Origin of the sequence: Hymenobacter sp. 5516J-16, from assembly GCF_022919335.1 — a bacterium.
In the GTDB taxonomy this organism is placed as follows: domain Bacteria; phylum Bacteroidota; class Bacteroidia; order Cytophagales; family Hymenobacteraceae; genus Hymenobacter; species Hymenobacter sublimis.
The window spans coordinates 81489-103203 of sequence record NZ_CP095058.1; the positions used below are offsets into that span (position 1 = coordinate 81489).

Annotated in this window: 23 protein-coding genes and 2 pseudogenes; 18 read left to right on the plus strand and 7 right to left on the minus strand. The window is 58.4% G+C overall.

From position 1 onward, the window contains the following. Positions 1 to 164 precede the first annotated feature (164 nt). The 10 genes and pseudogenes from hisC to MUN84_RS00465 all read left to right on the plus strand — a co-directional run bounded on the left by hisC (position 165) and on the right by MUN84_RS00465 (position 7322). Positions 165 to 1118 (plus strand): annotated as a pseudogene (gene hisC / locus MUN84_RS00420) (histidinol-phosphate transaminase). Positions 1119 to 1221: 103 nt separating this feature from the next. After that, entirely contained in the window at positions 1222 to 2334 is a 1113-nt protein-coding gene (hisB, locus tag MUN84_RS00425) for a bifunctional histidinol-phosphatase/imidazoleglycerol-phosphate dehydratase HisB (RefSeq protein WP_244696163.1), read from the plus strand. Positions 2335 to 2493: 159 nt separating this feature from the next. Beyond that, complete coding sequence (hisH, locus tag MUN84_RS00430; RefSeq protein ID WP_244696164.1) at positions 2494 to 3084, plus strand: imidazole glycerol phosphate synthase subunit HisH; 591 nt, start codon at positions 2494 to 2496, stop codon at positions 3082 to 3084. Positions 3085 to 3214: 130 nt separating this feature from the next. Further along, positions 3215 to 3931, plus strand: a complete 717-nt coding sequence (gene hisA / locus MUN84_RS00435; protein ID WP_244696165.1) for a 1-(5-phosphoribosyl)-5-[(5-phosphoribosylamino)methylideneamino]imidazole-4-carboxamide isomerase — start codon at positions 3215 to 3217, stop codon at positions 3929 to 3931. Positions 3932 to 3947: 16 nt separating this feature from the next. Continuing rightward, positions 3948 to 4706, plus strand: coding sequence for an imidazole glycerol phosphate synthase subunit HisF (gene hisF, locus MUN84_RS00440; RefSeq protein WP_244696166.1), 759 nt, complete (start codon positions 3948 to 3950; stop codon positions 4704 to 4706). Positions 4707 to 4824: 118 nt separating this feature from the next. Continuing rightward, on the plus strand, positions 4825 to 5466 hold the full coding sequence (gene hisIE, locus MUN84_RS00445; RefSeq protein ID WP_244696167.1) for a bifunctional phosphoribosyl-AMP cyclohydrolase/phosphoribosyl-ATP diphosphatase HisIE: 642 nt from the start codon (positions 4825 to 4827) through the stop codon (positions 5464 to 5466). 510 nt (positions 5467 to 5976) lie between these two features. Beyond that, positions 5977 to 6245: pseudogene (locus tag MUN84_RS00450) on the plus strand (glycosyltransferase family 2 protein); the annotation flags it as partial. Between the two features lie 3 nt (positions 6246 to 6248). Continuing rightward, the gene (locus tag MUN84_RS00455; protein ID WP_244696169.1) at positions 6249 to 6659 is read left to right on the plus strand and encodes a hypothetical protein; all 411 of its coding nucleotides are present in this window, start codon (positions 6249 to 6251) and stop codon (positions 6657 to 6659) included. Between the two features lie 13 nt (positions 6660 to 6672). Continuing rightward, positions 6673 to 7152 carry a lipid-A-disaccharide synthase N-terminal domain-containing protein gene (locus tag MUN84_RS00460; RefSeq protein WP_244696170.1) on the plus strand — a complete coding sequence of 160 codons (480 nt, stop codon included), beginning with the start codon at positions 6673 to 6675 and terminating at the stop codon, positions 7150 to 7152. Continuing rightward, positions 7059 to 7322: a lipid-A-disaccharide synthase N-terminal domain-containing protein gene (locus tag MUN84_RS00465; protein ID WP_244696171.1), complete on the plus strand. Its 264-nt coding sequence runs from the start codon at positions 7059 to 7061 to the stop codon at positions 7320 to 7322. The genes MUN84_RS00460 and MUN84_RS00465 overlap by 94 nt, the downstream gene beginning before the upstream one ends. A gap of 99 nt (positions 7323 to 7421) precedes the next feature. Here the strand turns inward: MUN84_RS00465 and MUN84_RS00470 are convergent, their stop codons facing one another. Beyond that, positions 7422 to 7586, minus strand: a complete 165-nt coding sequence (locus tag MUN84_RS00470) for a hypothetical protein (RefSeq protein WP_244696172.1) — start codon at positions 7584 to 7586, stop codon at positions 7422 to 7424. Positions 7587 to 7653: 67 nt separating this feature from the next. After that, positions 7654 to 8421, minus strand: coding sequence for an NAD-dependent epimerase/dehydratase family protein (locus tag MUN84_RS00475; protein WP_244696173.1), 768 nt, complete (start codon positions 8419 to 8421; stop codon positions 7654 to 7656). A gap of 149 nt (positions 8422 to 8570) precedes the next feature. Here MUN84_RS00475 and MUN84_RS00480 point away from each other — a divergent pair, with 149 nt between their 5' ends. The 5 genes from MUN84_RS00480 to MUN84_RS00500 all read left to right on the plus strand — a co-directional run bounded on the left by MUN84_RS00480 (position 8571) and on the right by MUN84_RS00500 (position 11255). Then, positions 8571 to 9140, plus strand: a complete 570-nt coding sequence (locus tag MUN84_RS00480) for a glycerophosphodiester phosphodiesterase (protein ID WP_244696174.1) — start codon at positions 8571 to 8573, stop codon at positions 9138 to 9140. Continuing rightward, positions 9074 to 9553 carry a hypothetical protein gene (locus MUN84_RS00485; RefSeq protein WP_244696175.1) on the plus strand — a complete coding sequence of 160 codons (480 nt, stop codon included), beginning with the start codon at positions 9074 to 9076 and terminating at the stop codon, positions 9551 to 9553. Before MUN84_RS00480 ends, MUN84_RS00485 begins: the two co-directional genes overlap by 67 nt. 99 nt (positions 9554 to 9652) lie before the next feature. After that, on the plus strand, positions 9653 to 10273 hold the full coding sequence (locus MUN84_RS00490; protein WP_244696176.1) for an ArnT family glycosyltransferase: 621 nt from the start codon (positions 9653 to 9655) through the stop codon (positions 10271 to 10273). Next, entirely contained in the window at positions 10258 to 10701 is a 444-nt protein-coding gene (locus MUN84_RS00495; RefSeq protein ID WP_244696177.1) for a hypothetical protein, read from the plus strand. The genes MUN84_RS00490 and MUN84_RS00495 overlap by 16 nt, the downstream gene beginning before the upstream one ends. Further along, positions 10692 to 11255 (plus strand): hypothetical protein, encoded by a 564-nt coding sequence (locus MUN84_RS00500; protein ID WP_244696178.1) that lies wholly within the window; start codon positions 10692 to 10694, stop codon positions 11253 to 11255. Before MUN84_RS00495 ends, MUN84_RS00500 begins: the two co-directional genes overlap by 10 nt. A gap of 413 nt (positions 11256 to 11668) precedes the next feature. Here MUN84_RS00500 and MUN84_RS00505 read toward each other — a convergent pair whose 3' ends face one another. The 5 genes from MUN84_RS00505 to MUN84_RS00525 all read right to left on the minus strand — a co-directional run bounded on the left by MUN84_RS00505 (position 11669) and on the right by MUN84_RS00525 (position 18265). After that, positions 11669 to 12415, minus strand: a complete 747-nt coding sequence (locus tag MUN84_RS00505; RefSeq protein ID WP_244696179.1) for a hypothetical protein — start codon at positions 12413 to 12415, stop codon at positions 11669 to 11671. 960 nt (positions 12416 to 13375) lie between these two features. Then, positions 13376 to 14518, minus strand: a complete 1143-nt coding sequence (locus tag MUN84_RS00510; protein WP_244696180.1) for a tetratricopeptide repeat protein — start codon at positions 14516 to 14518, stop codon at positions 13376 to 13378. 86 nt (positions 14519 to 14604) lie between these two features. Then, a complete protein-coding gene (gene gyrA, locus MUN84_RS00515) occupies positions 14605 to 17190 on the minus strand; it encodes a DNA gyrase subunit A (RefSeq protein WP_244696181.1) in 2586 nt (861 codons plus the stop codon). A gap of 129 nt (positions 17191 to 17319) precedes the next feature. Then, positions 17320 to 17565, minus strand: a complete 246-nt coding sequence (locus tag MUN84_RS00520; RefSeq protein ID WP_244696182.1) for a hypothetical protein — start codon at positions 17563 to 17565, stop codon at positions 17320 to 17322. A 16-nt stretch (positions 17566 to 17581) separates the two neighbouring features. Further along, positions 17582 to 18265, minus strand: coding sequence for an HD domain-containing protein (locus tag MUN84_RS00525; protein ID WP_244696183.1), 684 nt, complete (start codon positions 18263 to 18265; stop codon positions 17582 to 17584). Between the two features lie 292 nt (positions 18266 to 18557). On the opposite strand from MUN84_RS00525, the gene MUN84_RS00530 reads away from it, so the two are divergent. The 3 genes from MUN84_RS00530 to MUN84_RS00540 all read left to right on the plus strand — a co-directional run bounded on the left by MUN84_RS00530 (position 18558) and on the right by MUN84_RS00540 (position 21687). Then, positions 18558 to 20048 (plus strand): L,D-transpeptidase family protein, encoded by a 1491-nt coding sequence (locus MUN84_RS00530; RefSeq protein ID WP_244696184.1) that lies wholly within the window; start codon positions 18558 to 18560, stop codon positions 20046 to 20048. A gap of 240 nt (positions 20049 to 20288) precedes the next feature. Then, a complete protein-coding gene (locus tag MUN84_RS00535) occupies positions 20289 to 20861 on the plus strand; it encodes a fasciclin domain-containing protein (RefSeq protein ID WP_244696185.1) in 573 nt (190 codons plus the stop codon). A 184-nt stretch (positions 20862 to 21045) separates the two neighbouring features. Then, positions 21046 to 21687, plus strand: coding sequence for a flavin reductase family protein (locus tag MUN84_RS00540; RefSeq protein ID WP_244696186.1), 642 nt, complete (start codon positions 21046 to 21048; stop codon positions 21685 to 21687). Positions 21688 to 21715: the final 28 nt, after the last annotated feature.

The following is a 21715-nucleotide window of genomic DNA, read 5'->3' on the forward strand; positions in this document are numbered from 1 at the left end:
GAAATTCTTCCGGCAGCGGCCCGCCATAAGTAGCAGCGCCAGCTGCGTCCACTTCCCAACGTCTGTGATTCATGTTTGATTTAGACACCCTCGTGCGGCCCAACATTCGGGCCATGAAACCGTACTCCTCGGCCCGTGACGAGTTTCAGGGCGAGGCCCAGGTAATGCTCGACGCCAACGAGAACAGCCTGGGTAGCGCCGGCCCGGAGCGGTTTAACCGCTACCCCGACCCCTTGCAGCGGGCCGTGAAGGCTGAGCTAGCCCAACTAAAGCGCGTGCAGCCGGCGCAGATTTTCCTGGGCAACGGCTCCGACGAAGCCATTGACCTGCTCGTGCGCCTTACCTGCGTGCCCGGCCAGGACCGCATCCTGATTTTGCCGCCTACCTACGGCATGTACGAAGTAGCGGCCAACCTCAATGACGTGGGCCTGGAGCGGCTACCCCTGACGGCAGACTTCCACCTGGCCCCGAAACCGTGGCCGCGGTAGTCGCCTCCGAGGCTAAGCTGGTTTTCCTGTGCTCCCCAACAACCCCACCGGCAACCTGCTGCACGCTGAGGCCATCGAGCAAATTCTGCGCGGCTTCCGGGGCTGGTGGTAGTGGATGAGGCCTACGCCGATTTTGCCGCCGCTCCCAGCTGGACGACCCGCTTGGCGGAGTTTCCAAACCTAGTGGTGCTGCAAACCTTTTCCAAGGCCTGGGGGCTGGCCGGGCTGCGTCTGGGCATGGCCTTTGCCGCGCCGGAGGTTATCAGTTACCTGAACAAAATCAAGCCCCCCTACAACGTGTCGGCTGCAACCCAGCAGCACGCCCTGCAGGCCCTGCTGGATGCGCCCCACTTCGAGCAGATGCGGCGGGCGCTGCTGGAGGGCCGCGACTGGCTGGCCCAGCAGCTACCGGCTTTGCCCATTGTGGAAACGGTGTTTGCTTCGGATGCCAATTTCCTGCTGGTGCGCTTCCGCCCCGACGCCACGGTCCTGTACCACTACCTGCTGGACCAAGGCATTGTGGTACGCAACCGCACCACCCAACCCGGCTGCGCCGGCACGCTGCGCCTCACCGTAGGCACCCCGGCTGAAAACGAGCAACTACTCCAGGCCCTGCGGGCTTTCAACTAAAACAACTGCACTGGTCCCGCTACCGTTGCCGGGCCCCAGCCCTCTATTCTACTACGAGGTGCCTGGGACCCGGTAACCGAACGGGAAAGCTAGAATCCTACCCATGAAGAAAGTTCTGTTCATTGACCGCGACGGTACCATTCTGGTTGAGCCGCTGACGGATTTTCAAGTCGATGCCCTGACGCGGGAAAAATTTCAGTTTGTGCCCGGCGCCATCAGCGGCCTGGCCCGCATCGCCCGCGAGCTGGACTACGAGCTGGTGCTGGTTAGCAACCAAGATGGGCTGGGCACCGCGAGCTTCCCGGAAGACACCTTCTGGCCGGCCCACACCCTGATGCTCGACATTCTGCGCTCGGAAGGGGTGGAGTTTGCCCGTGAGCACATCGACCGGAGCTTTCCCCACCAGAACCTGCCCACCCGCAAGCCCGGCACCGGCATGCTGCAACAGTACCTGGGTGAGGGGAGCGGCTACGACCTGGGCGCCTCCTTCGTCATCGGCGACCGGCTGACCGATGTGGAGCTAGCGCAAAACTTGGGCTGCCAGTCCATCCTGATTCAAGCGGAAGGGGAGGGCGACGAACGCGCCGCCCTGACCACCACTAGCTGGGAGAAAATATACCAGTTTCTGCGCCTACCCGCCCGCACGGCGGTAGTACAACGCGACACGAAAGAAACCAAAATCAGCATTGAGCTGAACCTCGACGGCAGCGGCCGGCCGCAGATGCACACCGGACTGGGCTTCTTTGACCACATGCTAGATCAGCTCAGCAAGCACTCGGGCGTGGATATGAAAATTTCGGTACAGGGCGACCTGCACATCGATGAGCATCATACCATCGAGGATACGGCTATTGCCCTGGGCGAGGCCTTCACCCAAGCCCTCGGCGATAAGCGTGGCCTGGCCCGCTACGGTTTCCTGCTGCCCATGGACGACGTGCTGGCCCAGGCCGCCATTGACTTTTCCGGGCGCCCCTGGATGGTGTGGGAGGCGGAGTTCAAGCGCGAAAAAATTGGAGACATGCCAACGGAAATGTTCTACCATTTTTTCAAGAGCTTCTCCGATGCGGCCCGCTGCAACCTCAACATCAAGGCCGAAGGACAGAATGAGCACCATAAGATTGAAGCTATTTTCAAGGCCGTAGCCAAATCGATTAAGATGGCCTTGGTGCGAGATGCCGCCCGCATGGAAATCCCCAGCACCAAAGGCATTTTGTAGGCTTTACCATTTGTTTAAACAAATGGTAAAGCGTTGGATGCGTTCTGCTTGGGTTATTGGAGCGTACCGAATGGATGTTTCGTTACACTACAAATGCTTACTTATTTAACAAATGTTTAAACAACTGGGTAAAGCCACTTGAAACCGCATATTCTTCAAATGGAAATAGCAGTAATTGATTATAAGGGAGGCAATGTGCAGTCCGTACTCTTTGCCCTGGAACGGCTGGGGGTGCAGGCTACCCTGACCTCTGACCCCGAGGTAATTCAGCGGGCCGACAAGGTGCTATTCCCGGGTGAGGGCGAAGCGGCCTCGGCCATGCGGGAGTTGCGGGCGCAGGGCCTGGACCAACTGCTGCCCAGCCTGACCCAGCCTTTCCTGGGCATCTGCCTGGGCATGCAACTGCTGGGCCAGCACAGCGAGGAAGGCGGGGGCACGGACCTACTTGGGATTTTGCCTTTTAACGTGATTCGCTTTCCCACCGCAACGGAGTACAAAGTGCCCCACATGGGCTGGAATACCCTGCAAGCCTTGCGCACTCCGCTCTTTGCGGGCCTGCGGGAAGAAGACTACGTGTACTTCGTGCACAGCTACTTTGCGCCGGTGGGAGAATATACCATTGCCCAGGCTGAGTACCCAGCCCCGTTCAGTGCCGCCGTGCAGCACCAGAACTTCTACGCCGTGCAGTTCCACACGGAGAAGAGCGGTCCGGTGGGTACCCGCATCCTGGAAAACTTTCTGAAGCTGTAGCCGCTGCAGCATACCTCTAGCTCAGTGGGCAGCCCCGAGCGGCGCGCCTTAACGCTACCTTTGCCTACCCGTTGTCCTGGGCCCGACGCTGTTGCGCTCAACTACCTTATCACCCAGACTACCTGATTACATGGAAATCATTCCTGCTATTGACCTGATCAATGGCCAGTGCGTGCGCCTAACCGAGGGCGACTTTGCCCAGCAGACTACCTACGACGCGGATCCGCTGGCCGTGGCCCAGCGCTTTGAGCAGCACGGTGTCCGGCGCCTGCACCTCGTGGACCTGGACGGGGCCCGGGCCAAGCAGCCGGTGAACCTGCCGGTCCTAGAGCGCATTGCCCGCCACACCGGGCTGGTGATTGACTTTGGCGGTGGCCTGCAGAGCGAGCAGGCCGTGCGCCAGGCTTTCGACGCCGGGGCCCAGCAGATTACGGCCGGCAGCATTGCCGTGCGCGAGCCCGAAACGGTGGGAGGGTGGCTCGGCGAATTCGGTGCCGAGCGCATCATTATTGGGGCCGATTTCCGCGACAACTTTATTGCCATCAACGCCTGGGCCGAGCAGAGTGAGCGGACCCTACGCGAGTTTGTAGAGGGCTACCTCTCGGCCGGGGCCACTACCTTTATCTGCACCGACGTCAGCAAGGACGGCAAGCTGCAGGGCCCCGCCCTAGCTACCTACCAGCAGTTGCGCCACGAACTGCCGACGGCCCAACTGGTGGCCAGCGGCGGCGTCACCACCCTGGCCGACGTAGAGGCGCTGGCGGCAATCGGCATGCACGGAGCCATCATCGGCAAGGCCATTTACGAAGGCACCATTACCCTGGCTCAGCTGCAGCCCTGGTTATAAGAACTCCTTTCTACTGATGCTAACCAAACGAATTATCCCCTGCCTCGACATCAAGGATGGGCGCACCGTAAAGGGCGTGCAGTTTGAAGGCCTGCGCGACGCCGGCGACCCGGTGGCCCTGGCCGCCCGCTACGCCCGCGAAGGAGCCGATGAGCTGGTCTTCCTCGATATTACGGCCACCAACCAAAAGCGCGCCACGCTGGTGGCGCTGGTGCGCGACGTGGCCCGGGAGCTGGACATTCCCTTCACCGTTGGGGGCGGTATTAACACCGTGGCCGACGTGGAAGTACTCCTGCTCAACGGGGCCGATAAAGTCAGCATCAACTCGGCGGCCCTGGCTCGGCCGGAGCTGATTGACGAGCTGGCCGCCCGTTTCGGCTCCCAGTGCATTGTAGTAGCGGCCGATACCCGTCTGCACGTCCCCGACGGCTGGCAGATTTACACGCGGGCTGGTACCCACAATACCGGCCGCGACGCGGTGCAGTGGTGCCGGGAGGCCGCCGAGCGCGGGGCCGGCGAAATCCTGCTGACTTCCATGAGTAACGACGGCACCAAGGACGGCTTCGCCCTGGATATTACCGGGGCCGTGAGCCGGGCCGTGTCGGTGCCAGTGGTGGCCTCCGGTGGGGCCGGTACCAAGCAGGATTTCACCACCGTATTCCAGCAAGCCCACGCCGACGCCGGGCTAGCGGCCAGCATTTTTCACTTCGGCGAAATTGGCATTCGGGAGCTCAAGGAACACCTGCGCCAGGACGGCATTCCGGTGCGGTTGTAACCAAAGTTTTCAGCTGGGCAAAACGTATCGAGGTTCCACAAGCTACTGAAACAGCTAGGGGGTAGGCGTACACCGCACTCCCGATACCTGCCCCTTACCACCTGACACCCACAAACACATGGACTTCGCAAAAATGCCCGATGGGCTGATTCCGGTTATCGTGCAGGACGCCCACACGGGGCAGGTCCTGATGCTGGGCTACCAGAACGAGGAGGCGCAGCGCGTAACCCGGCAGAGTGGCCGGGTTACGTTCTATTCCCGCTCCAAGCAGCGGCTCTGGACCAAGGGCGAAACTTCCGGCCACTACCTGACGGTGGTCAGCCAGCACCCCGACTGCGACCAGGACGCGCTGCTGATCCGGGCCATTCCCGACGGGCCCACTTGCCACCGGGGCACCACCAGTTGCTTCGAGCAGCCCGATCAGGCGGCCTACCCGGCGGCGGCAGTCAGCTTTATTGGGGAGCTGGAGCGGCTGGTGCAGCGCCGGCAGCGCTACCCCGAGGAGGATCCTAAATCGTATACCGCTTCGCTGTTTCGGAAGGGTATGCCCAAAATTGCCCAGAAAGTAGGAGAGGAGGCCGTGGAAACCGTCATTGATGCGGTGGGCGGTAACACAGAGGGGTTGAAAGGCGAAGCCGCGGATTTGCTCTATCACCTGCTGGTACTGCTGACCGCCGCCGGCTTGTCGTTGGAGGATGTGGTGCAGGTACTCCGCCAGCGCCACACGACCATTGCTGGTGGGGTGCGTCGCCCAGAGTAGCCCATCGTCCTTGCAGTTTTTCACCGCCCCGGTGCACCACAGGTTGCGCCGGGCGGTGTCGTTTTCACTACTTAACTACCCAAAAAGTAGCAGTTCAGGGAAGAAGTATAATGGTCTTACAAGCGAGTAAAGGCCCTATTTACAGGACGAGGTTGGTTTTCTATTCTGTTTGTTTATATTATTTAGTATAGTATAAATAGTGAAGCAAAGAATAACGGTTACAAAGCTTTACATATTATTAAATTTTTGAAATAGTAAACAAGGAGCTGCAATACGTTGCTAGTTTCTAACCAACCCTAGAAACAAGGTAAAACCTCTGCCTGATCTATTCAGTAAGGACAGGAATATGACCTGCCCACGGTCTTTTCTAATCGTTGCCTACCTTGCGCAGCCCTCTTATCAGTTGCCGTTTTTATGCCCGACACGACTTCCTACCTCACTGAGCAAAGCCTAACGGTGCTGGTGCCCGTCTATAATGAAGAAGAAAGCCTGGGGCAATTTGTGGTAGAGATGGACAAGTTTCTGGCGGAAACCCCGGTACCCACAACGGTTTTGTTTGTCAACGATGGCTCGACGGATGGCTCCTTGGCTATCCTGCGCGAAGTCTGCCGCCAGCAACCGGCCTACGAGTTTATCAGCCTAAGCCAAAACCGGGGCTTAGCACGGCCATCAAGGCCGGCATCGACCACGCCCGCACGACCCTGATTGGGTACATCGACTCTGACATCCAGACGACCCCGCTGGACTTCCTGCAGTTCTTTCCCTTCTTTCCCGAGTACGACATGGTCAACGGCATCCGGGCCAAGCGTCAGGATACGTTTGTAAAAAAGCTCTCTTCCAAAATTGCCAACGGGGTGCGGCGCACCCTGATTAATGATGGTATTCAGGATACGGGCTGTCCGCTGAAGATTATCAAAATAGAGTATGCCCGTCGGATTCCCTTGTTCCACGGCATGCACCGCTTTCTGGGGGCACTGGTGCAATTGCAGGGCGGCCGGGTAAAACAGCTACCGGTGCGCCACTTCCCGCGCTTTGCTGGCACGGCCAAGTATAACCTTTGGAACCGGGCCTGGAAGCCGCTAGTAGACACATTTGGCTTCCGCTGGATTCGCTCCCGCTGGAAGAACTACGAAATTGGGGAGCAGCACCACCGGCCGGTTGCCGCTACTGCTACTACCTCGGGCCGCCCTTAATCCACACCGATTCATGACCACGCAAACCGTCGCGCTGGGCATCGGACTGGTGTCGCAGCTGCTGTTTTCGAGCCGGATTGTGCTGCAGTGGATTCAGAGCGAGCGGGCCCGGCGAGTGCTGGTACCTGCTTTGTTCTGGCAAATCAGTCTGGTGTCTTCGTTTCTGATGATCGTCTATGGCATACTGCGCCACGACCCGGTCATTCTGGCCGCCCAGCTCCTGAGCTACGCCATTTACATCCGCAACCTGCAGTTGCTGGGCGAGTGGGCCAAGCTGAACCCTTGGTTTCGGGGCGGGGCTTACGTGTTTCCGGTCCTGATGCTGGGTTGGTTTGTGGCTGGCAATCAGCACTTCAGCCTGCGGGCCATGCTGGGCAGCCGCATTCCGGGGGCGTGCTCATGCTGGGCGCCGTTGGGCAAACCATCTTTCTGCTCCGGTTTGTGTACCAGTGGCTGTACTCGGAGCGCAAGGGCGAGTCGTCCTTGCCCCTAAGTTTCTGGGTTATCAGCTTCGTTGGGTCTTTGCTGATTCTGATTTACGCCGGGCTACGCCGGGACCTAGTGCTACTAATCGGCAACAGCTTCGGCACGCTGGTGTACGCCCGCAACATTGTGCTGCTGCGGCGGGAGCAGGCCCGCCTCACCCAAACAACCTCCGCCTAACAACTGATTCGGGGTGCCTTCGGGCTAGGCATAGCCGAATAATTAGAAACGGGCCCGCCGACACTAATTCGGCGGGCCCGTTTCTTCTGTACTAGCACCCTAGTTTTTTTCGACTGGTAGCTGATTAATGTTGGTATTCAGCTTGGTCCATCCAGCGCACAAACTCCCGTAGTCCCTGGGCCAGGGTAGTTTGGGGGCATAGCCGAGCAGGTGCTGGGCTTTGCGAATATCGGCGTAGGTAACGTCCACGTCGCCGGCTTGCATGGGTTGAAACGCCAGCCGGGGGGGAGGCCCACGGCTTCCCCTACGGCCTGAATGAGTTCCAGCAGGGCTACGGGCCGGTTGTTGCCCAAATTAATCGTGTCGTAAACCCGCTCGTGGGCCAACAGGTAGTTGACGCCCGGGCAATGCCATCCACGGTATCGAGCACAAAGGTGTAGTCGCGGGCTGTGGTGCCATCCCCATAAACCGGAATGGGCTGCTCTTCGCGCAGCAGGCGCACAAACTTATGAATGGCCAGGTCAGGACGCTGGCGCGGGCCATACACGGTAAAGAAGCGGGCGTTGAGCACGCTGAGCCCGTAGAGGTGATGGTAGGTGTAAGTGAGCTGTTCCCCGCTGAGCTTGGAGGCGGCGTAGGGCGAAATGCAGGCCGCCAGCAGCGGCATATCCTCCCGGAAGGGCCGCTCCGCGGTGTTGCCGTAAACGGAGGAGGAGGAGGCAAAAAACAGCTTCTGAATCTGCCGGTGCCGCATCCACTCCAGCAGGTGGGTGGTGCCAATGACGTTGTTTTCGAGGTAGGCCACGGGCTCCCGCACCGACGGGCCCACGCCGGCTTTGGCGGCCAGGTGCACGACCACCTCAATGGGGTCCGCGGGCAGGGCGTCTACCAGCCCGTCGAGGCCCTGGCGCAGGTCGGCCTCGTGAAAGCTAAAGCGGGGGTGGGCCAGGCACAAGGCCAGGTTCTGCTGCTTGCGGGAACGGTCGTAGAAGGGGTCGAAATTATCCAGGCCCACCACGCGGTGCCCGTCGTGGAGCAGCCGCTCGGCGAGGTGCGAGCCAATAAAGCCCGCACAGCCAGTAACCAGAATGGAAGCCATGCGTCAGGAGCAGGGGAGTAGAAAGGGAGAGGCCGCGGCCAGCCGCGTGGGGCGCAAATGTAACCGGAAATGCCTATCTACGGTTACGCTACTGCTAGGGTCGAGCCCTCAGTTGCCGGCCGGTTCCTGCTTTCTTCTGCTTGTGCTATATGAATTCAGTACTAGGTGTATGGGCAGGCGCGGTGCTGTTGCGCGGGGCCGCAGTGTTCTTAGCAGCCGGGCCCGCCTGGGGGCAAGTCCCGGCCGCTTCAGGGCCTACTTCCGCACTACTTGCTCGCCGGCCGCCGCGGGCTCCTGTGGTTATTGGGCACGCCGGGTCGGGCTTTTTTCACCCCGCCAACGCCTTGCCACCCAATAGTCTGCGCGGCCTGACCCGGGCCCTGCAACGCGGCGCCGATGGGGTAGAGGTCGACGTGCGGCTAAGCCAGGACAGCATTCCCGTGCTCTACCACGACCACACGCTGGATTCCATGACCGATGGCACGGGCTGCGTGAGCCAGACTCCGGCCACTCAATTGACCCGGCGGCGCTATCAAGGGGGCTGGCTCTACGACTGGCGGCAGCAGGAGCGGCTCATCACCTTTGAAACCTTGCTGACCACGCTACGCGGACGGCAGCAGGGCAGGAGCATTTTCCTTACCTGCACCTGGATGTGCACGAGGAGGATGCCTGCGCCAGCTTCAGCCCGGCCCGTAGCCGCGCCCTGGCCCGGCAACTAGCCCTGTTGCTGACCCGCTACCAGGTGCCCCTTGCGCGGGTACTGGTGCTGACCAACCAGCCCGCCACCTTAGCCTACCTGCGCCAGTTGCTGCCTACCGTGCCATTAGGTTTTGAGTTCACGGAGGAGTTTGAGGCTGGTTTTACCACGCTTACTACCCTTTCCTTTGTGCAGGCGGCCGTCGTGCACAAGGATGACATTAGCCCGGCCCGGACCGCCCGCCTTCACGCCCTGGGGCGGGAGGTAGTCGTCTTTGGTGGCCGTTCGGCCCGGGCCGTGAACCGGGTGGTAGCAGCAGGCCCAGATGCCTATCAAGTCGACAACGTGCGGCAACTACGGGCTACGCTTCGGCGTCAATCGCGGGTCCGGCCCCTGAAAAAGTTGCTGAGTAGTAGCTTCGGGGCCGAGCAGTAACGACAGGAGTAACGGTAGTCTATGCGAATTTCAGACAGTAGTGCGTCCTGGTGGGGACGGCTGGCAGTAGTGGCGGTGGTATGCGGGATTAACTTTTTCGTGCACCTGGGGGCCCCGGAAGTCAGCCTGATGGAGTCTCGCAACTTTGTGGCGGCCCGAGAAATGGTAGCGGGGGGCTCCTGGCTAATTCCGACCATGAACGGGGAGCTGCGCCTGGCTAAGCCCCCGCTGCCTACCTGGGCCGTGGCCGGCCTACAGCAGGTCACCGGCCCCACCCAGGAGTTGGGGGTGCTGCGGCTGCCGGCAGCTTTGGCGGCCACGCTGCTGGTCTTCTTTTTCTGGGCGCTAGCCCGCGAGCTTACCCGCCCGCTGGAACGCACGATGACCCAACCGGGTAGAACGGCCTGGCTGAGCGCCTTGGTGTTGGCCAGCTGCCTGCTGGTAGTGAACAGCGGCCGGGAGGGGCAATGGGACATTTTCACCCATAGCCTGATGATGGGCAGCTTGTGGCTGCTGGTGCGTGGCTGGCAGCAGGTGGGCAAGTCCCTGCTGCCTTTTGTTGGCGCGGGCCTGTTGGCGGGGCTTTCTGTGCTTAGTAAGGGGCCCGTGGCCGTGTATACCATGCTGGTGCCGTTTCTCGGGGCCTATCTGCTTGGGCAGCCCAGCACCAGCGGCAAGTTGCCCAGCAAGCCCCAGGGACGGGGGTGGCGGCCCTGGTAGGGGTAGTTGTGGCAGGAAGTTGGCCGCTCTACATCTGGCTGGCCGTAGCTCCGGCCGCCTTGGGCGTAGCCCGCACGGAAATTGCTTCCTGGGGCGACCGGCACGTGCAGCCCCTTTGGTATTACTGGTCGTTTTTTGCTTTTACTGGGCTGTGGGCCCTAGTATCCCTGGCCAGCCTGGTAGTTCCCTACGCCCGCCCGCGGGCGGGGCGGTTTATTCCGTACTTGGTGGCCCTGGGTTGGGTTGGGGTAGGCCTGGTCCTGCTCAGCTTGGTTCCGGAAAAAAAGGAGCGGTATATGTTGCCGCTTATGCCGCCCCTGGCCCTGCTGGTGGCGGGGTTGCTGCGCTACTGGGAAACGGCTGGCACGTCATCCACTGGGCTGAAAGCAATAGATAAGCGGCTGGTGAGGGGTGGGGTATGGTCTTAGCCGTGGTATTTGTGGCCCTGCCGGGGCTGATGGTGCTCACGCAGCTACCCGGTTTTGGCTGGCCCTCGGCTCGGTTGCTGGTAGGCGGCCTCCTGTTCGTTGGCCTGGCGGGGTGGGTAGGCTGGCAGGGAGTAGGGCAGGCTCGTTCAGCGAGTTTGGTAGGGGCTAGCCTGGTGGGAGGTGCTGCCATTATCAGCCTGTTGATGCCGGCTTTTCCGGTCTGGGAGTCCCGTAAGGCTACGCCGGGGTTGCGCCGCTTGTCCGATGTAGGGCAGCAGCCGGCACTAGTAGCCTTACCAACCTGGCGCAGCCTAGATACTATGCACGTTAAGCAGGTGTGGTCTGCCGGCCGGACCATTCCTATTTGGCACCCCACGCTTGATTCTTTGGGCGCCCTGCGCAGCTCCGTACTGGTATTTGCGGCCAGCCCGGCCCCGAGCGGTTACCCGCCGGCTGGACCAGCCGCGTCCGGGTTACCCGCGTCGATAGCTTTTATCTGGGCCGGGAAGCAAGTTCAGGCTATTGGTTTATTTCCCGAATCGACCCGATTGTAGGCGATTCAAGAAAATGAAAAGGTGGCAAACTATCCTTTGACTTAACATAACAAATATCCAAACGCCTTACGCCGGCGGCCTGATAGGGTAGACCCTAATCAGAGCCGCCGGCGTTGTTTGCTAGCGGCTTAAGCGCCGCCGAATTTTATCCAGCAACGCACCTACAATATCTAAGTCATCAATTTCTTGAATCGAGAGTTGAGTATCAACTCCCGGACCACTTAGCCTGATGGTATAGGTAGGCAACGTATCCTTGGAAGTCTCAGCTGAATTTATGGGGGCCGCTGGAACTGAACTGGACGTAGGTTGTAGCGGCTCAGGTGGCGTTACCGAAGCGGGGTGTGCTTGTCTGGGCTCTGTCGTTTCCCTGGGAGGCATAAATACGGCTTCGGGCCCTGCCGTAGTTGTAGACTCTACTGAAGCTTGGTTAGTAGTAGCCGGAAAGTCCTCCACGTCGGCCGTATCCAAACCAAATAGGCTTGATACCGCGTCGGTAAGTCGATGAGGCACGGGGGAGCCGCAATTATTTCTGACGGAGCCCGTCTAGGTGCAGAAGCCGTGGAAATAGCTTCTTCTACTGAGGTAGTCGGAGCGGCAGCTTCAGGTGGTGCTACGGGAGGACGAAATATGTTTAGTGGCATGTCCGAACTGGCAAGCTCACGTCGGGGCGTCTGCTGAGCGGCTAACTGGTCAATGTCCACGATGATGTTACGCTCGTCGAGTATTCCGGCCATGCGAGCCCCATCTACGAAGGCCTTAGCCACACCTTGGGCATTTATTTCTTCTACGCCAAACTCCCTGATAAGCATGACGTCAAACATATGGACCGGCAATTCGCGGTTCCGGAATTTGCGGCATATCTGGGTGAAAAGGGGCGGGTGCAGAAAGGCTTCCCGATGGTATATCTTCTCTTCCTGTTTATCATAGGCATGTTTTATGCGCCGAAACAGGTTGGTCGTAGTTAACAGCTCTCGCTTACTGGTAAGCAGTCCAAACTTAACAGCTGAACCAATAATAGCCTTAAAAGAGCCGCTTACCTTTCTATTGAGTTTGCGAGCAGCTGTTTCAATGGCACACTTCCCACCAGTGTCATCAACAACTTCAGCTACTTCCCAGGCACTATCATAACTGGTACGTGGGTAGTCTATGGTTTTAGGCATATGATCTAAGAAGGTGGGGGTATTTGAAGAAGAGTAGTAAATATAGGATAAGTATACTGCATAACTAATACCAATGTTTAAAGATAAGCACAAATAAGTAGTACAAAGTATAAAAAAGTAAAACTATTATAAACTTTATGTACTTTTTTGTACTTATATGGATTATTCACCAATTCTAAATACTGAAGATAGGTACTAATCTATTTTATACCCTCTAATGAAGGGCGGGATCGAGCAGGAGGGGCTTGATCCTCTCCATAAGCCCATTTACTTCATCTTAGTGACACTATTATTGAAAAACGCTCTCATCATTAGTCGTAATCACCACATGGCTAGATGGGGCAAGCAAATACACCATTCAAACGCTTATTCAATCTCTGTAAAACGGCCTCATAAATAGATGTGATGCATCACACCACTCATGTTGCCCCACAAAATGTGCATGTGGAGCATAAAAAGAAAGGAGACCAGCTAGACGCCAAATCAGTTAGTGTTGGTACGAGAAACATGCCTCGACAAATCAAGCAGAGTTATTTTGACACTGCACTCAACTCTTAACCGCTGAGTGACATTTCATTATTGCTTACCCGACCAAGCCATATTTCTCATTTAATAGGCGAGTAGTCCTAGGGATCTGCAGAATGACAAATCAGGATGGCCTAAATAGAAGCAGTGTTTGGATGTCCAAGGAAACCATTAAGCTCTACAGAACAGAATTCTAAGCCGTACGCAATGAGCTAATCGTCACTTAACGGTTGAACTAGCCGAGTCTTAATAGAATCATTCTGGCAAGTCGATACAACGTCACAAAACCATACATCTACCGCTCTATATAAGTCAGATATTTTTGTCTTATAATTTATATTATGTTAAGTCAACTTATCAAAACACAGCCCGAAGCAGCATAAGCTACCCCGGGCTGTACTGAGTGTACTCCCCTTCTAAAAAAGGAGGCTAAACTTATTTTTTCAGGCTATCCAGCTTAGCCGACATTTTCTCCGAGTCAGCGGTGCGACCCACCCGTAGGTAGGCTTTCTGCAAGGATGAAATGGTTGCCCGATCATCTGGCTGAGCCTGCAGAGCTTTCTCGAAGTACGGCAACGATTCCTGAAAGTATTTCTTCCCATCAGCTTCGTACTTCTTGCCCGACTTCTGGTATTCCGCCAGGCTCATCTTACTAGCCTTGGTGTACAAGTCCGCGGCTTTATTGTAGTTATAGACGCCAAGGTTAAAGTTTGCGTCGAAGTTGCTAGGGTCTACTTCGACGGCTTTTTTGTACGCTTCCAGCGCCTTCGCGGGCTGCTTATCCTGGTCCAGAATAGAACCTTTTACGGCGTACAGGTTGGAGTTGGTCGGATCCGCCGCAATAGCTCGGTCGATTTTATCCAGGGCCTCTTTACCGCGGCCCGAGCTGATGTACATGTTCAGCTCTTCCAGCATAAAGCCTTTGTTGGTGGGATACGCAACGAGGGCATCCTGCACTACCTTCATGGCAGCTGCGTCATTTTTTTCCTGGCGGGCAATCTGCAGCAGACGGCCGTACATCTGAGGCGACTTGTAGCCGATACCTTGCAGCTTACCGTACATTTCCTTGGCTCCAGCAAAGTCCTGGTTGGCTTCCGAAGCATAAGCGGCGTACAAATACGCCGTGGAATCCTGGGGACGGATCTGCTGGGCCATCTTGTACGACTCGATGGCTTTAGCGAAGTCCTTGCCGTTGTAGCTTTCTACTCCGGAGTTCAGGGCCAAGCCGTACAAGCCATCCAGCTTCTGGGTAGCCATTTTGCCGTACTCGCTGTCCTTACCTTCTAGGCTTACGGCCTTGGAATACGATTCGAAAGCCGTTTTAGTGCCTTCGCTGGCGGGCAGCGCTTTGCCGTAGATCGGGCTGGCTACGATACCTTCATAGATTTCGCCCCGGGTATACCAGGTTTTGGCTTTGCCCTGCGTTTTCTCGTTGGTAATGGCCTTGTCAATTTCCGTACGGGCTTTGTCCAAGGTACCCTGCTTCTGGAACAGGATGGCATTGGTAACGGCCGAGTTCTGGGCCGAAGCGGTGTGCAGCGCGGCCGCAGCCACCAGCGTCAAAAGAGTCTTCTTCATGGGAAGTTTGCTGAAGAATATGCGGTTTAGGGAAAGGAATTGCAACGCAAACGGCAGAACTCAAAGATGAGTTCTGCCGCCGCAAGTTAATTAGCGCTGATTGAATCCGGGGAAGTAAGATCCGTTAGGTCTGCATCCGGGGCGCCGGGAGAAGTTCCGGCGCCATCCGGGCTGTCATTCACTACCACCCCATCCAGCTGCTCGGCTTCCGGATCAACTTCTTTTTCTTCCGAGGCAACTTTAGCCACCGAGGAAATTTCGTCGCCCTGGCTGATTTTCAGCAGCCGCACGCCCTGCGTGGCCCGTCCGATGCTGCGCAAGTCGCTCATACGCAGACGAATGGTGATACCAGACTTGTTGATGATCATCAGGTCATCGGCGTCGCTGACGGCTTTGATGGTCACCAGCTGGCCGGTTTTATCCGTCAGCTTCATGGCCCGCACGCCTTTACCGCCGCGGTTCGTGATGCGGTATTCCTCCAACGGGCTGCGCTTACCGTAGCCATTGTCCGATACTACCAGCAGCTCATCCTGGCTGTCTTTGTCAATGCACACCATGCCCACGACCCGGTCGTCACCTTCTTCCGCCAGCGTGATACCGCGCACCCCGGCGGCCGTACGGCCCATGGAGCGCACTTTCTCCTCGGGGAAACGGACAGCCCGGCCGGAACGGGACGCCAGCACTACCTCCGAGTTACCGTTGAGCAGCTGTACGTCCAGCAGCCGGTCGCCCTCGTTGATGGTAATGGCGTTGATACCCGCGGCCCGGGGGCGCGAATACGCTTCCAGCGGCGTTTTCTTCACCGTGCCCTGCTCGGTGCAGAACATCAGGAAGGTATTGTCGAGGTAGTCCGGGTCGCGCAGGCCGCGCACGTTCAGCACGGAGCGCACGTTGTCTTCTCGGGGAATCTCAATCAGGTTCTGGATAGGCCGGCCCTTGGTGTTCTTCCCTCCTTCCGGCACTTCGTATACTTTCAGCCAGAACACGCGGCCAGCCTCGGTAAAGAACAGCAGGTACTCGTGGGTAGTGGCCACGAACAGGTGCTCCGTGAAGTCGTCCTGCTTGGAGGCCGCCCCACGGGCGCCAACGCCGCCCCGGGCCTGGGTCCGGTACTCGTCCAGGGCCGTGCGCTTGATGTAGCCTTCGCGGGAGATGGTAATAACCATGCTCTCGTCGGCAATCATGTCTTCCATCGAGAAGTCGCCGCCGGCGTACTCAATGGCCGTGCGGCGGGCATCGCCGTAGCGCTCCTTGATGTCGGCCAGCTCCTGCCGGATGATGTCGCGCTGCATCTCATCGGAGGCCAGCACGGCTTTCAGATGGTCGATAAGCGTCATCAGCTCGTTGTACTCCGCCACAATCTTGTCGCGCTCCAGGCCCGTGAGGCGCTGCAGACGCATATCCAGAATGGCGCGGGCCTGCACCTCACTCAGCGAAAACCGCTCGATGAGTTGCTGGCGAGCTACCTCGCCGTCGCGGGACGAACGGATCAGGGCAATTACCTCGTCCAGGTGGTCCAGGGCGATGAGCAAACCTTCTAGAATGTGGGCCCGCTTCTGGGCTTCGGCCAGCTCGTAGCGCGTACGCCGCACAATAACGTCGGCGCGGTGCTCTACGAAGTAGTGGATTAGGTCCTTTAGGTTTAGAGTCATGGGGCGGCCTTTTACCAAGGCCACGTTGTTGACGCCGAAGGAAGACTGCAGCTGGGTGTACTTGAACAGGTTGTTCAGCACCACCGTCGGCATGGCGTCGCGCTTCAGGTCATAGACTACCCGCAGGCCGTCCCGGTCCGACTCGTCGCGCAGGTCGGCGATGCCCTCGATTTTCTTTTCGTTGATGAGGGCCGCCGTTTTTTCAATCATCGAGGCCTTGTTCACCATGTAGGGAATCTCGGTCACGACAATCTGTTCCTTGCCCGTGGGCGTGGTTTCGAAGTGGGCTTTGGCCCGCATTACCACCCGGCCCCGGCCAGTTTCAAACGCCTGCTTAACTCCTTCGTAGCCGTAGATGATACCGCCCGTCGGGAAATCAGGAGCCGTTACGTGCTCCATCAGCTCGGCAATGGTAATGTCGGGGTTGTCTAGGTAGGCGGAAATACCATCCACTACCTCCGTCAGGTTATGGGGGGCCATGTTCGTGGCCATGCCCACGGCAATGCCGGTGGTACCGTTCACGAGCAGGTTCGGAAACTTAGCCGGCATCACCGACGGCTCCTCCAGGGAGTCGTCGAAGTTGGGCTGGAAGTCCACCGTTTCCTTGTCCAGGTCCCCCAGCATCTCGTCGGCTAGGCGCTTGAGGCGGGCCTCGGTGTAGCGCATAGCGGCCGGCGAGTCGCCGTCAATGGAGCCGAAGTTACCCTGGCCGTCCACGAGGGGGTAGCGCAGGCTCCAGTCCTGGGCCATGCGCACCATCGTGTCGTACACGGAGGAGTCGCCGTGGGGGTGGTACTTACCGAGCACCTCCCCCACGATACGGGCGCTCTTCTTATAGGATTTGTTGTAGGATACGCCCAGCTCCGACATGCCGTAGAGTACGCGCCGGTGCACGGGTTTGAGGCCGTCGCGCACGTCGGGCAGAGCCCGGGAGATGATAACCGACATCGAGTAGTCGATGTAGGCCCCACGCATCTCATCTTCAATGTTTATCGGAATGATCTTTTCGCCTTCCGCCATAGGGAGAGTGTAGTCGGCCGGCGCAGGCCCCGAATTGCGGAGCTTGCCGGCCCGTGAGAGTGAACTTCTTTAAGCCTGCAAGATAGGCAAAAAACCCCGATTAACCTAGCCAGAAGCCCGATTTGCGGGCTATTTCAGGCTCTTACTCCGGTCGTTATTATGCTTGCCCGTTTCCTGCTTGTGCACCTTGATTTTTTCGCCAATGGCCGGGTTTTGTTTCTTGAACAAGGGCTGGCCGCGGTACTTGGTGCCGCCGTGCATATGCACCTTGCGGGTGTGGCAGGCCCCGATGGGACAGGTACGGCAGGAAACGGCGGTGAGCAGCAGAAACGCGGCCGGGAGCAGGCAGCGGCACAGGAAGGAGGCAACAGACATGGGGTAAAGATAGGAATTACAACTGCCCCACATCCTGCCCCTCCCACTCGCGCAAAAACTGCGCTAAGAACTGCTCCAAAAACGCATGCCGCTCCTGGGCTACCTGCCGTGCGGCGGGCGTATTCAGCCGTTCCCGTAGGTGCAGCAGCTTCTCATAGAAGTGGTTGATGGTAGGGGCCGTATTCTGCTTGTAACTCTCGAACGTATCATGCTGCAGGGGTTGAACCGCGGGGTCGTGCAGAGGGCGGCCCTTGTGGCCCCCGTAGGCAAAGGCCCTAGCTACCCCAATGGCCCCGATGGCATCCAGGCGGTCGGCATCCTGCACCAGCTCGCCCTCCACCGTGCTCATGGGGGTAGCCACGCCGAGGCCTTTGAAGCTAATTTCGCGGATGATTTTCTCTACGGCAAGAATCACGATTTCTGGGGCCTGTTGGCTTTCCAGCCACTGGCGTGCGGCCCGGGGCCCGGCTTCCTCATCGCCGTCGTGAAACTTCCAGTCGGCCACGTCGTGCAACAGGGCCCCGAGCTCCGTCACGAGCGGGTCGGCCTGCGGCGTGTGCTGGGCCAGGGCCCGGGCTACCTGCCACACCCGGCGGATATGCTCCCAGTCGTGGCCAGAGCCTTCGTGCAAGAATTTCGAGCGGATAAAGTCGGCGGTACGGGCCACCAGCGGGTCGGTAGCATCGGGGGAAACAGGCATAAGCTAAACGGTAGGTACGTGAGCCAAAAGTACGGGCTCCGGGGCAAAGAGCGGTGCCCCTCTCCTACCCAAACGCGGGCACTATGGGCAAGCCAGTGCAGGCCGTTACTTCTCACCCGGGGTTGTAGCAACGGGAGGCCCGGGTTCCGGCTGGGCAGGCACAGGCACCACCCAAAAGGAAGCCCTGCTGAAGGCCAGAAAAGGGTAGGAATCCTGCCTTTTTTCACCGAACTTATTACGGGAAGCCGGCAGGGCGTCGACTTTTGATTTTCTACGCTTCGGGCTGCTTGCTATGATCTGGTTCAGAAACCTTCTGCCGCCCATCGTAGCCTGGCTGCTGCTGGCAACCGCTCCCCTCTACGCGGCCGCCAACCCCACCCAGCAACCCGCCGCAGCCGGCACTCGTGCGGCAGCCCCAACTAGCCCGGCGGCCCTGCAAGCTACCCTGCGGGCCCTCCTGACGGGTTCCCAGCCAGAACTCAACCAGCGCTACCAGCAGCTAGGATTAGTGAACGGGCGGGCCGTACAGGCGTTTTACGCTGCCCAGCACTACCCTACCCACTGGGTGCGACCCGGGGGCTGGAACCCTGCCGCCACCCAGGCCCTGCACTTGCTCGGGCAGGCGGCGGAATTCGGCCTGGACCGTAACCGCTACGGCTGGCCTCACCTACTTAGCTTACCCGACTCCTTACGGCGCACTACCTCCCGCACGGACCGTCAGCAGCAGCTAGCCCTGTGTGAACTGCGCCTGACCGATGCGCTATTACGCTATACCTACCACCTGCGCCACGGCGTACTGCAGCCCCACTCCCTACTACCGGTGGCCGCTCTTGACAGCCTCCTGGCCCACACTACGGCCCTGGTGTTGCAAAGGGCCCTGCAAGCTCCGGACTTTACCCGAGTCCTGCTGGCGGAGCAGCCCGCCCACCGGGGATATCAGCAGCTGCAAGCCGCCTGGAGCCGCGCCTTGCACTCCTCCGCACTGGACTCCGCGCGCCTGATGAACGATACCACGGCCGGATTCCGGCAGGTGGCTATCAACCTTGAACGCTACCGCTGGGAAACGGCCCCGGACTCGGCGTACGCGGAGGTAAATATTCCGGCCTACCGGTTGCAGCTGATGCATGGGGGCCGGGTCCTACAAACTCACCGGGTGGTAGTTGGGCAGCCCGAGTGGCCCACCCCGGTGCTCAGCAGCCGCATCCTCGTGTTCGTAACAGCCCCCGAGTGGCGCGTACCCTACAGCATTGCCGTGCGCGAGTTCCTGCCCGAACTGCAACGCGACCCAGGTTACCTCTATGACCACCAGTACCGCCTTTACGACGGCCGCGGCCGGCTCATTAACCCCTGGCACGTGAACTGGCACCGGATAACGCCCGAGAAGTTTACCTATGCCATTCGCCAGCGCGCCGGGCGCACCAACGCCCTGGGCAGCGTGGTTTTCTACTTCCCGAACCAGCAGAAAGTCTTTCTACATGACACGCCCGCCCGCGCCGCCTTCTCCCGCCCCGCACGGGCCCTTAGTCACGGCTGCGTGCGGGTTGAGCACCCGCTTAAACTGGCCGAGTATCTGCTGCGCCGCGAAGGCCGAGCCTCTGACCTGCGGGCCATGCACGCCAGCATCCGCAACCAGAGTAAGCAGCGCTTCGACCTGAACACGGGCCTGCGGGTGCACCTACGCTACTACACCTGCGAAGCCGAGAATGGCACGCTGCACTTTTATCCCGATATCTACCGGCACGACGCTGCGCTGGTGGCAGCTTTATTTAACCAGAGTAATTAACCAGTCAGCTACCACTGGCTGGTAGGCAGAAAAGTAAATTAAATAAGACGGCTATTCTCTAATTATTAAGATGGCTTTTTACATCGATAATTAATTTCACAAAGCCATTATTACGCTATTTATCAGCTTATTCACGGAGCCCAAAATAAATAGTTGGCAGTTGGTAAATCCAAGGGGGAAAGCACCGGCGTAAATGCCGGCAAATAGTTCCATTCTCCTCCACCTCCCCTTACCCATTTCATGAAAAAGCACCTGCTTTCTTTCGCTTTCGTTGCCCTGTTGGGCGCTGCTTCGGCTACCTCCGTTTCGGCTCAGGCGAAACTCACCCCCGGCACCGTTTCGGTTGGTGGTGAGGCCATGTATCCCAACAAGAATATTGTTGAAAACGCGGTTAACTCCAAAGACCACACTACCCTGGTAGCGGCCGTTAAAGCGGCTGGTTTGGTAGAAACCCTGCAGGGCAAAGGCCCATTTACCGTGTTTGCTCCCACAAATGCCGCCTTTAATGCCCTGCCCGCCGGCACCGTGGAAACCCTGGTAAAACCCGAAAACAAGGCTACCCTCACGAAAATCCTTACTTATCACGTGGTAGCCGGCAACATGACCGCCGACAAGATCATGGCGGCCATTAAGTCGGGCAAGGGAACTGCTACCCTGAAAACCGTCAGCGGCGGTACGCTGAAGGCCATGATGAACGGTCCGAAAAACGTAGTACTGCAAGACGAAAAAGGAAATATTTCTACTATTTCCACCTACGATGTTACCCAGAGCAACGGCGTAATTCACGTAATCGACAAAGTGTTGATGCCCTAGTTTTTTTTGCATCATCAATTTCTTATAAAGAATAAATACTCACTCGGCTGTTAATTTAGTCGGGTGAGTATTCATTCTTTATAAGAAATTAAAATATGCTTAGGTCAAAAATATTTTAGCCTCGGGCCATACTTTTTGCTGCTATTGTGGTTGTGCTCATCTACCTGCCACTTTCTCGCTGCCCATGCCCCACTTCACCGCTGCCGATCTGACGGACCTGGAAAAGGTGTTCCGTCTCAACTTAATTAACGCCATTACCGGCTTCAAACCCGCCAACTTGCTCGGCACCACCGACGCGCAGGGCCATACGAACCTGGCCATCATCAGTTCCGTGGTACACTTGGGGTCCAATCCGGCGCTGCTGGGCCTGGTGATGCGGCCGCCTTCCGTACCCCGGCACTCCTACGACAACATCCGCGCCACCGGCTTTTACACGCTCAATCACGTGCACACCGGCATAATTCGGGAGGCGCACGCCACCTCCGCCACCTATGCCCGCGACGTTTCGGAGTTTGATGCCTGCGGGCTTACGGCGCAGTACCGCGACGGATTTGCGGCTCCCTACGTGCAGGAAAGTCATCTGCAAATCGGTCTGCAGCTACAGCAGGAAGTCCCCATTGAACTCAATGGCACAGTCCTGCTGATTGGGAGCGTAGAGCACCTGTACCTGCCTGAGGCCGCCCTTCGGCCCGATGGTTCCCTGAATTTACCCGCCGCTGACACCGTAGCCCTGAGCGGTTTGGATACCTACTACACCGCTACCCCCGTGGCCCGCTACGGATACGCCCGCCCGGACCAAGCTGTTCCGGAGCTACCCCTAGAATAGAGCACCTGGCCAAAGCGGGCTTTCAAGT